General features: G+C 68.4%; 10 protein-coding genes and 2 pseudogenes. 8 read left to right on the forward strand and 4 right to left on the reverse strand.

Annotated elements, in window-relative coordinates; all coding sequences use genetic code 11:
- Positions 1-740 precede the first annotated feature (740 nt).
- The 3 genes from ABZ855_RS47710 (at position 741) to ABZ855_RS47720 (ending at position 3,464) form a co-directional block, all read left to right on the forward strand.
- Entirely contained in the window at positions 741-1,553 is an 813-nt protein-coding gene (locus ABZ855_RS47710; protein ID WP_360820156.1) for a class I SAM-dependent methyltransferase, read from the forward strand.
- A gap of 20 nt (positions 1,554-1,573) precedes the next feature.
- Positions 1,574-2,428 (forward strand): sugar nucleotide-binding protein, encoded by an 855-nt coding sequence (locus ABZ855_RS47715; RefSeq protein WP_360820159.1) that lies wholly within the window; start codon positions 1,574-1,576, stop codon positions 2,426-2,428.
- A gap of 262 nt (positions 2,429-2,690) precedes the next feature.
- Positions 2,691-3,464: a glycosyltransferase family A protein gene (locus tag ABZ855_RS47720; protein WP_360820162.1), complete on the forward strand. Its 774-nt coding sequence runs from the start codon at positions 2,691-2,693 to the stop codon at positions 3,462-3,464.
- Positions 3,465-3,597: 133 nt separating this feature from the next.
- Here the strand turns inward: ABZ855_RS47720 and ABZ855_RS47725 are convergent.
- A pseudogene (locus ABZ855_RS47725) lies at positions 3,598-4,451 on the reverse strand (GNAT family N-acetyltransferase).
- Positions 4,452-5,020: 569 nt separating this feature from the next.
- Between ABZ855_RS47725 and ABZ855_RS47730 the strand changes: the two are divergent.
- The 3 genes from ABZ855_RS47730 (at position 5,021) to ABZ855_RS47740 (ending at position 6,782) form a co-directional block, all read left to right on the forward strand.
- Complete coding sequence (locus ABZ855_RS47730; RefSeq protein ID WP_360820165.1) at positions 5,021-5,353, forward strand: DUF296 domain-containing protein; 333 nt, start codon at positions 5,021-5,023, stop codon at positions 5,351-5,353.
- Positions 5,353-6,288, forward strand: coding sequence for a phosphotransferase (locus tag ABZ855_RS47735; protein ID WP_360820168.1), 936 nt, complete (start codon positions 5,353-5,355; stop codon positions 6,286-6,288). The genes ABZ855_RS47730 and ABZ855_RS47735 overlap by 1 nt, the downstream gene beginning before the upstream one ends.
- A 203-nt stretch (positions 6,289-6,491) precedes the next feature.
- Positions 6,492-6,782: a hypothetical protein gene (locus ABZ855_RS47740; RefSeq protein WP_360820171.1), complete on the forward strand. Its 291-nt coding sequence runs from the start codon at positions 6,492-6,494 to the stop codon at positions 6,780-6,782.
- A 95-nt stretch (positions 6,783-6,877) separates the two neighbouring features.
- On the opposite strand, the gene ABZ855_RS47745 is transcribed toward ABZ855_RS47740, so the two are convergent.
- Both ABZ855_RS47745 and ABZ855_RS47750 read right to left on the reverse strand, forming a co-directional pair.
- On the reverse strand, positions 6,878-8,059 hold the full coding sequence (locus ABZ855_RS47745; RefSeq protein ID WP_360820174.1) for a hypothetical protein: 1,182 nt from the start codon (positions 8,057-8,059) through the stop codon (positions 6,878-6,880).
- Between the two features lie 71 nt (positions 8,060-8,130).
- Complete coding sequence (locus ABZ855_RS47750) at positions 8,131-8,400, reverse strand: hypothetical protein (RefSeq protein WP_360820177.1); 270 nt, start codon at positions 8,398-8,400, stop codon at positions 8,131-8,133.
- 112 nt (positions 8,401-8,512) lie between these two features.
- Between ABZ855_RS47750 and ABZ855_RS47755 the strand changes: the two genes are divergently transcribed.
- Positions 8,513-9,832 carry a hypothetical protein gene (locus tag ABZ855_RS47755; RefSeq protein ID WP_360820179.1) on the forward strand — a complete coding sequence of 440 codons (1,320 nt, stop codon included), beginning with the start codon at positions 8,513-8,515 and terminating at the stop codon, positions 9,830-9,832.
- Between the two features lie 58 nt (positions 9,833-9,890).
- Here ABZ855_RS47755 and ABZ855_RS47760 read toward each other — a convergent pair.
- A pseudogene (locus ABZ855_RS47760) lies at positions 9,891-9,999 on the reverse strand (IS5/IS1182 family transposase); the annotation flags it as partial.
- 162 nt (positions 10,000-10,161) lie between these two features.
- Here ABZ855_RS47760 and ABZ855_RS47765 point away from each other — a divergent pair.
- The gene (locus ABZ855_RS47765; RefSeq protein WP_360820182.1) at positions 10,162-11,016 is read left to right on the forward strand and encodes a hypothetical protein; all 855 of its coding nucleotides are present in this window, start codon (positions 10,162-10,164) and stop codon (positions 11,014-11,016) included.
- The last annotated feature ends 57 nt before the right edge of the window (positions 11,017-11,073 follow it).

The raw sequence follows: 11,073 nt of genomic DNA on the forward strand, positions 1-11,073 counted from the left end.
CCAACGAGCTTCCACACAGAAAAGCCCGCCCCGCACGGCAGTGAAAGCGCAGTCACATTCCTGACCGGCCTGCTCCAGCCGCCACGCCAACCGCGGAACGAAAGTCTCAGCCACTCACCCGTCACCCGTGACAGCCTGCCACCCCGCCCGGCGCCACCACCGGGCATTCAGCGAACTGAACGCTTTATCGGTCTCACCTGCTCCGCGACTCTCCAAGCCCCCGACCGTGCTGTCAGGGTGCAGGCCGCCGCGCGCCGTTGGCGTACGGCGCCCTGTGCACGTTCGCGTGTACCGGGCCGGGCACTTCCACGCGAACGCCGACAAGGGGTGGCACCGCACCCGAGATGGCCGGGGAACCTGCCCTACTTGCTGGACGGAGGGACGACGATGAGCACCCTTCCCGATCAGTACCCCTGCTGGGTTCGCGTCCCCGATCGCTCAGTAATCGCGAACCCAGGCGCTTTAGTCGGCAACTACATCGGAGACAGCACCCGAGCCGAAATCGCCTACGCCCGGCCGCCCGCTGCCACCTCGACCACCAGGGCCGGCAGCCCGCAGCCTGACCGTCTCGCGGTGACTTCGGCCGCCACCCACCCCACACCCTCCGCAGGCATCCCCTGGCACTGTGGCAGCGGCGGTGGGGGCCGGACCGTCACAGGGCTCCGAAAATCAAACTGATCACTTCCTTGTCTCCCCTACCCTGCCGGACACCGACAGTCCCTCCTGACAAGGACGGTCCGATGACGAGCAACCCCGCCGTGCGCCCGGAGATCATCGACTTCTACAGCCGGTCCGACGAAGCCGCACGGCTGCAGACCACCGCCACAGGCACCCTGGAGTTCGCGCGCACCCGCGAGTTACTGCGCCGCCACCTCCCACCGGCACCGGCCCGCGTACTCGATGTCGGCGGTGGTCCCGGAACGCACGCCCGATGGTTGGCCGACGACGGCTACACGGTGCACGTCGTGGACCCCGTACCCAAGCACGTCACCCAGGCAGCCGCCATCGACGGCGTGACGGCCGAGCTGGGCGACGCCCGCTGCCTCACCGCCGCGGACAGGACGTACGACGTCGTTCTGCTTCTCGGCCCGCTCTACCACCTCCACGACAAGACCGACCGGATCTCCGCGCTGACGGAGGCGGCCCGCGTGGCCCGGCCTCGCGGACTCATCGCCGCGGCGGCGATCTCCCGCTATTCGCCCCTCCTGGACTACATCGCGACCACCGGTATCACCGAGTCCGCGATCCAGGACGGGGTCCGTGACACCCTGGCCCAGGGCCGCTACGCCGGACAGCGCGGCTTCACCGTCGCCTACTTCCAGACCTCCACCGAGCTGCGCGCGGAGGTCACAGAGGCCGGTCTTACCGACCCCCGCCTCTACGGAATCGAAGGACCCGGCTGGGTGGCGGTCAAAGCCATCGAGAAGTACACCAACGCCAACCTCATGGGCACGGACATGTACGAAGCGGCCCTCACCGCGGCCCGCATCGCGGAACCGCACGCGGCCCTCACCGACGCCTCCGCCCACATCCTCGCCATCACCGGGCCCTGACCGATCTAGGGTGTCGCCTCATGACGCTGCTGATCGTAGGTGGGTCCGGGTTCCTGGGCACCGAGCTGGTCCGGCAAGCTGTATCCACGGGGCGCCCGACGGCCGCGACCTATACGACCAGGCCCGGCAGTGCTCCGGGGATTACCTGGCGCAGTCTCGACCTGCGGGATCCAGGGAGCGTGGAAGCAGTCGTGGCCGAGGTGAACCCTCGCGTCATCGTCAATGCGTCGAGCGGCGGGGCCGACTGGGCAGTCACAGCCGAGGGACCCGTCCGCCTCGCGCTCGCCGCGGCGAAGGCCGGAAGCAGAATGATCCAGGTCTCCACCGACGCCGTCTTCTCCGGCCAGAGCCACGTTCCCTACGACGAACACTGCAGGCCCGACCCCATCACCCCGTACGGAGCGGCGAAGGCCGCCGCAGAAACGGTGCTTCTGCTCCATCCGGACGCCGTCGTGGCCCGCACCTCGCTGATCATCGGCGACGGACAGTCCGAGCACGAACGCACCGTCCACGAACTGGCCACCGGCACCCGCGATGGCGTCCTCTTCACAGACGACTTCCGATGCCCGGTCCACGCGAGCGATCTGGCCGCAGCGCTCCTCGAACTCGCGTCGGGCGACACGACCGGCGTCCACCACCTCGGCGGGAACCAGGCTCTCAGCCGGCACGAGCTGGGCGTGCTCATCGCCCGACGCGACGGACTCGACGCATCGCGACTGCCCACCGGCCTACGGGCCGACAGCACCCTTCCCGGGCCCCTCGACATCCGCCTCGACAGCCGCTCGACACAGCGCAAGTTGCGCACCACGCTGCGCGGCGCGCACCAGTTCCTCGCCCCGGGACGGCCTCACCAACACCCTTGCCAATCAGGTTAGTCGCCGCAGGTCAGCGCGCAGGGCTTCGGCGAAGTCCGCTGACGTCTGTTTCGTGATCATGTGAGCCCGGGGAGCTGAAGGTGTCCGCTCGGGTTTCGATCGTCGTGGCGGAGGCCAGCGGCGATGTTGGTGACTCCGTCCCCCTACCGCCTACGCCGAAGCCCTGGGTACAGATGTCTGCGTGCAGGGCTGCCCGACCGAGAGCTGCTCCCGACTACATTGGTTGGGCACTGTCGTCGTTGGTCTGGCTTGGAGGAGAACCGTGCCGTTGGTCTCGGTCGTGATGCCCGTGCATAATTCGGCGGCCACTCTCGGTGCTTCGGTCCGGTCGGTGCTTGCGCAGACTCACACTGATGTGGAGCTGCTGGTCACAGACGATGCGTCCTGCGACGGCTCGATGGATCTGCTCAGGGAATTCGCCCGGCAGGACGAGCGGGTCCTGCCGGAATCGGCGCCCGAGCAGGGTGGCGCGGCCAGGGCACGCAACCTTGCAATGGAACGCGCCCGGGGGGACTACGTAGCTTTTCTCGACAGTGACGACATGTGGCTCCCGACCAAGGTTGAGCAGCAGCTTGCTTTCGCTGCGACGGCCGATGCGCCTCTGACGTTCACCTCCTACTACAAGGTGGACGCTCAGTACGACGGTGAGGCCGCCGACTTCATCCCGAACGGACGTGTGGTGCAGGCGCGAGGGTGCGTCGGCTACCGAGAGATGTTGATCCAAGATCACATCGGGGCTCTGACCGCTATGTACGACCGTTCCGTTCTCGGCACGAGGCTGATGCCGGACATGCCTAAACGGCAGGACTATGCATTGTGGTTGTCGATCATGCGTGATGGCACTCGCGCTCGGGGCCTGCAGGAGCCGCTGGCGGTGTACAGGGCACAACGGCCGGGTTCGCTCTCATCGAACAAGCTGGCGCTCATTCCCTACAACTGGAAGCTCTACCGCGATCACGAACGACTCTCGGCTCCTCGGTCGACGCTGGCCCTGTCGGGAGCTGCGTGGCATTCGCTGCGCAAGTCGCGGATCTAGTGTCCTGCGCCGCAAGTGCGTCGAAGAAGTCCAGCGCGGTTCGGCGGAGAAGTCCCCTGCTGAGCAGTGTGTTCGCTGTGGTGCCCGCCGCGGGGCGCTCCGGAGTTCTTCGCCGGATCTCTGGCGCGGCATGCTAGAAGTCGTACAGCGCGAAGTCAGCAATCGGGCGGTACCCAATCCGCTGATAGAGGCCGTTGCTGGTGGGGTTGGCCAGGTCCGCGAACAGCAGGACCTCCGCCGCGCCTGCGGCTAGAGCGGCCCGGCTCACCTCGACTGTCGCGGCGCCGGCGTAACCGCGACCGCGCAGGTGTGCCGGGGTATAGACGGGGGCCACCCGGATCTGGCCCGCGACCATGGGCGTCCTGCCCGCCATGGAGACGGGGGTGCCGTCCGGGGTTTCCCAGAGCGTGACGCGTTCGTGGGCGATGCGCGTGTCCGCCCACGAGCTGTTGTCCGCAGAGGGGGTTCCTCCGATGTCGGTGACGAACTCGCGGTGCCAAAGCATGAGTTGCTCGCGGTCCTGCTCGCCCGCGACTCGCCCCGGCCCTCAGGGAACGGATCTGGTGGCGTGAGCGTGCCCAAGCGGTACAGGCGCTCCCTCTCGTGCAGCGTCGGTATCGCGCCCGTGCGCCGCTGCCAAGCCTCTGCGAAGAAGCTGGCGGTGTCGTGGTCCGCGTTGACGCCGGGGAGGGGATGGCCGAGGCCGGCTAGTTGAGCGGCGAGGCTGTCGGCCTCTTCGGGGGTGAGGGGGGTGAGGGTCAGGCGGCGGGGCGGGGTACGGAAGAAGGCCGCGCGGACCTCGCCCGCCCGTTCCAGCAGGCCGAAGATGGGGGCGTCGGCGCCGTACGCGTCCGCCCCGCGCGTACGCAGTGCCTCGGTCACCGTCAGCGGGATGGTGTGCAGGGCGGGACGCGACTGCAGGAAGTCACCGGCGCGAGCGAGAAAGTCGTCGAGGTCTTCGGTGAGGTGCCAGTCATCCGGACTCATGTCTCATGATCCCGCGTGCCGTCGGCGTGCGCCCGTGGATTTCCGCTGAGAGGCGCGAACACGTCCGCCGTCAAGGGGGCTTCGTCGCCGCCACCTCGCTGGACTTCTTCAACGCACTTGTGGGGCAGGACATTAGCTTGATCTTTGATCACGGGCATCGGACCAGGACGAGGGAAGGTTTTGGCCATGCCTGGCCACGTCGTCCAACGCGTTCCTCGCCATGCCGAGGAACGCGTTGCGCACCACTATGAATTCCATACCGGCCTCGTGCACGGTGTCACCCCCGTCGGCAGAGCCTGGTAACCCGCGTGCAAGTGTCCAGAGGTTTCGCTTCAACGCGTCCGCCCCTCAATCTCCCCTTCGAGACATCACTGCAGGTCAGCGGGTGCTTTAGTGGACGGATACAAGCGCATTCCTCAGTCCCTTTCACCCGAGTCACCACGCACCGCGCGGAGTTCCTCGCCACTCGCTTTGCGAGAGAGGCCCCTCGACCCCCGTGCCTCTGGCGCCCGCTGGTGCTCCTCGGTCATGCTGCGGGAGCTGAGCCCCGCTATCGGACGGAGTCCCGCATGCTCGTCTTTGAAGTCTTCTCCGGTGAGCTAGTCGACGGGTTGAGCCGCCAGGCCGCCGAGGCCGGCATCACCGATGCGGCGATCGTCTCTTTGATCGGGGCCGCCGACTCCTTCACCGTCTCGACCATGCCCGAAGGCGACGCCCTCAAGGACAACATCACCAAGTACGACCTGCCCGGCGAGATGACCGGCACCGGCGAGATCCGCAGCGGCGTTGTCCACCTCCACGTCGTCATGGGCGTCGAAGGCGACCGCGCCATCGCCGGACACCTCCACGAAGCCGTTGTCGGCACCCACTTCGCCCGCGCCTACGCCATCCCCATCGCCTAATGCCTGTACCGCCCACCAGCGGCCGTCTGCAATGGATTGACGTCCCCCCGCCGCTGCGCGCTCGCCTCGAAACCGCCCTCGGCGCACCCGTCACCGACGCGGTCACCCCGGGCGGCGGCTTCGGCCACCAGCTCGCCGCCACCCTCCGCCTGGACAGCGGCCGGCGGGTCTTCGTCAAGGCCGCCCCCGACGACGACCCGCTCACTGCCGCCAACCTCCACGAGGCGGCCGTCCTCGACGCTCTGCCGCCTGGCGCTCCGGCCCCGGACCTGCTGGGCATCCACCGCGCCGCCGACTGGACCGCCGTCGTCATCGCCCACCTCGACGGACCCCACCCGGACCTCTCTGCGGCCTCCGGCGACGCCGAACAGACTTGGGACCTGCTGGCCAAGCTCACCTCCAGCCCCGCCCCCGCGCCGTACACCGCGGCGGTGAGCGCCGTGCCGTCCACGGCGGCGGCCCTGCACGGCTGGGACGAGCTTGCCGCTGATCCGCCGGACGACCTCGCCCCCGCCGCCCGCGTCCACCTGCCGCAGCTCGCCGAGCTGGAAGCGACCTGGCCCGCCCTGGCCTGCGGCACCCGCATCGTCCACGGCGACCTGCGGGCCGACAACATGGTCCGCGACCACGACCGGGGTGTGACCTTCGTGGACTGGGCGCACGCCACCACCGGCCCGGCCTGTATCGACGCCGCTTCCCTCGCGCCGCAGCTCGTCCTCGCCGGACATGCTCCCGCAGACATCGCCCGTCTGCTCCGTGACCACCCCGCCACCGCCAGCAGTCCCGACACCACCACGGCGTTCCTCGCTGCGCTCACCGGCCACTGGCACCGCAACGCCCGCAGGCCCTCGCCCCCCGGCGCCCCCGGACTGCGCGCCTACCAACGCCGCGCGGCAGCCGCCGGGCTCGCCCTCCTCGGCTACCGCCTGCGTTGACACCTCACTCGTCACCGAGTTGCCCCCTTTGGACCTGGGGCTGACCGGTCGTGACGTGCGATGGCGCTCACCGCTCCTGCTTTGAATGAGCGCCGTTCTCTAGTGCCTTTCACCCGAGTCACCAGTGCGCGTCGGCCGCCTCGATCGCAGAGCCGCGACAAGTGGTTTCCAGAGACTGTGGACCAGGTGGGGAACAACGCGGTGTGTCCGTTCCTGGCGCGGGTCAAGACGACGTACAGCAGCTCGGAGCCGGTCGGGTACGGCTCTCCTTCGGAGCCCTGGAACTCGTTGCTTCCGAGGAGCAAGATCGTGGTGTCGGCTTCCCGGCCCTTGGTCTGTTGGAGGTTCATGACCTGGATCCGGGCCTGCCAGGCTGTCCCTGCCCCGACCAGCGCTTCGTCGCGTGCGCGGAGAAGCTCCTGCGCGGCCGCAGCAGCGTCGACGCTGCCCTCGCTGGAGTGACGGAGGGCGACGCGCGTGCGGCGGGCGCCTGAATCCAGGTCTCCTGGCTGCGGGCGGCCCTGACCGCGTTGTGGGCGTTTGACCGCCTCCGCGAGTCTCGCGACGTCGGGCCGGGCCTGCGGCCTGTCTACTCCAGCAGCTCTGATTGGATCCGGTCCCAGCTCGGCCGCGGGCTGTCGACCGGATGCACGATGGTGAGGAGGCGTCCTTCGATGAACACGTCGAGCCGGTCAGCCGTTGGAGAGTCCAGCCGGCGGCGCTGGGCCCTGTGGTCCAAGGGCAGGCGCTCTCCCAGAACGCCGAGCAGCACCTCTTGGCGTGCCGGGCCGACAGCATCGCCGCGGATCCACCGGCCGCGGACCTCAACGCCGGAGAACGTGCCGAGTGTGTCCTCACGGCCGAAGGACCGGTTCATGGCTGCCTCGACCAGCGGTTCGGCCCGCCTGATCGCCGCCTCAGGGTAGGCCCCGGCTCCCTCGGCCGGACCCTCACCGCTGGACTCGGGTATGTCATCAGGCCAGTTCAGGAGGGGTTCCTCCGGTTCCAGGTTCAGGCGTCGGCGGGGATCAGGCCGGGGAACACGGAATCGCCAGGGAGTTGCACTGCCCGGCGTGTCGATCCACCCAGTGCTGAGCCCGGCCGTGGCCGGGGAGTCGTCGGGGAGGAAGATGTCGACGTAGACGCCGCCCGTGCCGAGCCAGACCCAGCTCATGAAGTAGGCGTGATCGTCGTGGTCGACGGACCACTGCGCGAGCTTCTCCAGGCGGGTCTTCTGCGGCTGGGTGCCTTTGCCGGCAGGGAACATCTGCTGGTGGTCGCGGCGGCGGCCCCGCGCCTCTCCGGCGAGCGGACCGGCGGCAAGGGTGTACAACAGATCCGGCCGCACCCCCTTCTTCGCGTAGGTGCCGACCAGTTTCCCGGGCAGGACGTCGAAGCTGCTGAGCCCGTTGGCCCCTGCCTCCCAGTCGAACAGGGCCTCGCTGACAGCGGTCATCACCCCAAGGCCGGTGCACTCGCTGACGAAACGCCTGATGTGGAGGGAGCTGGAGTCGAGGGCGGGGCAGTCGACCCCGAGCGGGCCAGTACCCGGGCCGGCGGCGATATAGCTGAGCAGGAGGCTGATCTCGTGGTCGCGCACACGCTGATCGACCGTCTTACGCAGGTCGCAGGCAAGGGCGTTGATGTTGACCACAGCGGCCAACGACACCGGCAGAGAGCCCTGCCCGATCTCGACGGCCTGGACAGCCTCGGCGCCGGCCATGCCCTTCTCAACCGTGAAACGCCACACCCGGGCACGCACCGTACTCATGGGGGAAGCCTATGGCCGCCATCCGCCGGTGCGGACCTCTCTGGCTCCGCAGGCCCCTTCAACGCGCTGGCCTACGCGGCATCCCCGATCGACACCTGGTGCCGGACAGCCTTCTTCACGTCCATCTCGACCGAGACCCGGTCCTTGCCCTCCGCCTTCGCGTACGCCGTCACCTTCATCTGGAACTCCGCGGAAGCGTCGAACCAGGGCTTCCACGCCTCCGCACTGTAGGGCAGGCCCTTGACAGCGTCGTTCGCCTCGACGGCAGCGCGCTCCAGGAGGATCAGATCATCGAACGAAATAGCGGTTACGTCGAAGGATCCTACGTCCGGCCACGGCAAGGCCGGTCCCTCCCGTCCGTGGTCGGCGAGCCGAACCAATCGGGTTGCACGGTCCCCTTTCCCTGCCCGATCCTTCTGGGTTCGCCACATTCACATCTGAAGGGCCGCACCGGTGACCTCAAGGACCAACGACCCCCTCGCCGCGCTCCAGGCCGTGGACCCGCGCGTCCTGCATTTCACGCCGTTCGGCCTCGGCGGACCCATGCGGCCCCAGGACGCCGCGGACTATCAGCAGCGCCTGATCAGCAACCTGGTCCTCGCCGACGACGTGGCACAGACAACCCGCCAGAAGTTCGAGCAGCTGTGCGCCGGCTACGCCCACGGGCTGTTGTGCTACGACCTGTTCACGCTGGTCTCGGACGCCGCCAAGCTGACGCTGGAGCAGGCGCTGCGGGACCGGTTCGCCGCCCACCACAACGGCACCGTCACCGCCCGAAACCAGGCAGGCAGCGAGCGTCAGATCAACTACACCAGCTATGCAGACTTCCACGATCAGTACAAGAGGCTCCGCAACTCCGAGATCCGGATGGGCAGTTCGAACACCTGGACCCCGTTCAACGGAACGCTCGACGGCCTGCTGAGGTGGGCGCGGCGCGAGGGCCTGCTGCGTGGCCAGCGAAACCGCGGCGTCGAGAGGGCGAAGAAGAACCTGCGCAACCTCACCGCCCACGGCATGTTCCAACTCCTGACTCCCGTCGACGTATACAGGGATCTGTCCGACCTCGCGGAGATCATCAACCATTTGTGGGGCCACGCGACGCCGGGAGGCCGGCTCTACCCGGCGCCGATCCCACGCGATGTGGTCGCCATCGGCTGGGACACCACCACCGGCTCCGTGAGGGCCGGGCACGCAGCCCAGCTCGCCGACCAGCAGGAGGAGGAGGACGGGTTCACCTTCGTACTCATGCGCGCGGTCTTCTGGCCCGGGGAGCGGGAGGATCCCAATCTGATGGAGTACGACGCCCGGAACGCCACCACACATTTTCCGGCGGAGTACCTGTGGGGCCCCGGCAGCCGTGCGCAGGCCATCGCCTGGCTTGAGCAGGAAGCGCCCGAGCCGGACAGCTGCGACAGCCTGGACCAGGTCTTCGTGATCCGCGTCCACGACGGCCGCATCCACCTTCCGATGTACCCGGGCGTCGCTGCGGCGCTCCTGCCTCCGGAGCAGCAGGGATCCTGGCATGCGGTCCGCGCCGACGGCCCGGCCGAGGTGTTCGCGCACACGCGCGCCGCGTCGGCTGCGACAACCGGGCATGTCCGGACCGGAGAGTGCGGGCAGTGCCCCGTGGAGACCATCGCCAGCGGAGACCTCGTCACGGTCCTCCGGGCCGCGCGGGCCGCCGGCGCCGACGTCAGTCCGCTGACGACACCCGACGTGCGCACTCCGTTCGCCGACCTGATGGCTCCCCGGTCGGTCGCCGCCACGCCCTGACGTGAGAAGTCCCGCCCGGGTCTATCGCCGTCAGGGACGGGGGCGGGGCGCCGTCGCTACCGCCATGGCCTCGGCCTGGTGGACGACGAAGCTGACCGGGCCGGGGCCCTCTTTTTACGGGCTCCGGCCGCGTGCTGATGCGCCCGCACGATCGTGGAGTCCACCGAGCCAGCCCAGTTCAGGTCCTCATCGGCATCGCTGAGCGGTGACCAGATATCTGTGCGGACGATCCGGTGCGGCTGCGACAATGAGGAACGAGCAGCAGATGCGGCCGTGGGAGCAGCAGACGCACCCGGCCTGCCTGACAGGAACATGCGATCCGGGGGACCGTGCCGAAGAAACGCAACGCCGCCCAGCGCATCGGGGCGATCGGAGAGGACCGGTTCCGGCTCTCCTGCCAGGAGAACTTCATCATCCCCAACAAGGTCGAGCACGACTTTGGGTTCGACTTCCTGTGCCAGCCGGACCTGGCCGCGGGCTTCGGCCGGACTGGACCGGTATCCGGAGTTTTCGTCGGCTTCAGCGTCCGCGCGACGGATCGGGACGACGGGCGGATCAGGCTGAACCGGGCGGATGCCGAGTGCCTGTTGGCGGCCCAGTTCCCGACCGGTCTCGCCCTGGTGAAGCTGAACGGGCCGAAGTCCGCGGCCGTCTATTTCCGGATGATGGACTCCGCCTTCATCGTGGAGCTGTCCCACTTTCTGGCGTCCGCCAAGAAGTCCAAGCACTTCACCCCCAAGGAAATGCGGCCCGTGGCGGAGATCCGGGACGCGATCGGGGAGGTCAGCACCCCCGGCTACCTTGAGCAGGTGCGCGCCGACGCTGCCCGGAAGATTGCCGAACCGATCACCGGACCAGTCCAGATCCAGATCCACCGCGATGCCGACAGCCAGGCAACCCTCATCACATCCCTGGACCTGTACGCGTGGTTCGAGCAAGGAACACCCGCTGAGCAGGAGTCGCTCTACCTGGCCACCTTCGGTGAACCGGTGCGACGTGACCAGAGGATGCGCGAACTCGCGCTGAGCGGCAAGGCCATGGGGGGCCTGGCACACCTGCCCCAGCCGTATGTGCTGGCCGGATTCGTCATGGACCATCCCACCAAGGTGTGCGTCCAGACCACTCCCGTGTCCGCGGAACTGCCGGTGTGTCAGCGCTCACGGAATGTTCCCGTCGGGGTGTGATCCGCTCACGGAATGTTCCCGCGGGCCGCTCGTCGGTTCCCGGTAGTGCGCTCGTGA

Source organism: Streptomyces sp. NPDC047042, assembly GCF_040644035.1.
GTDB lineage: Bacteria > Actinomycetota > Actinomycetes > Streptomycetales > Streptomycetaceae > Streptomyces.

Excerpts from the sequence above, each read along its gene's own strand:
- ABZ855_RS47710 (WP_360820156.1), top strand. The coding sequence starts at position 741 with ATGACGAGCAACCCCGCCGTGCGCCCGGAGATCATCGACTTCTACAGC.
- ABZ855_RS47715 (WP_360820159.1), top strand. The coding sequence starts at position 1,574 with ATGACGCTGCTGATCGTAGGTGGGTCCGGGTTCCTGGGCACCGAGCTG.
- ABZ855_RS47730 (WP_360820165.1), top strand. The coding sequence starts at position 5,021 with ATGCTCGTCTTTGAAGTCTTCTCCGGTGAGCTAGTCGACGGGTTGAGC.
- ABZ855_RS47735 (WP_360820168.1), top strand. The coding sequence starts at position 5,353 with ATGCCTGTACCGCCCACCAGCGGCCGTCTGCAATGGATTGACGTCCCC.
- ABZ855_RS47745 (WP_360820174.1), bottom strand. The coding sequence starts at position 8,059 with ATGAGTACGGTGCGTGCCCGGGTGTGGCGTTTCACGGTTGAGAAGGGC.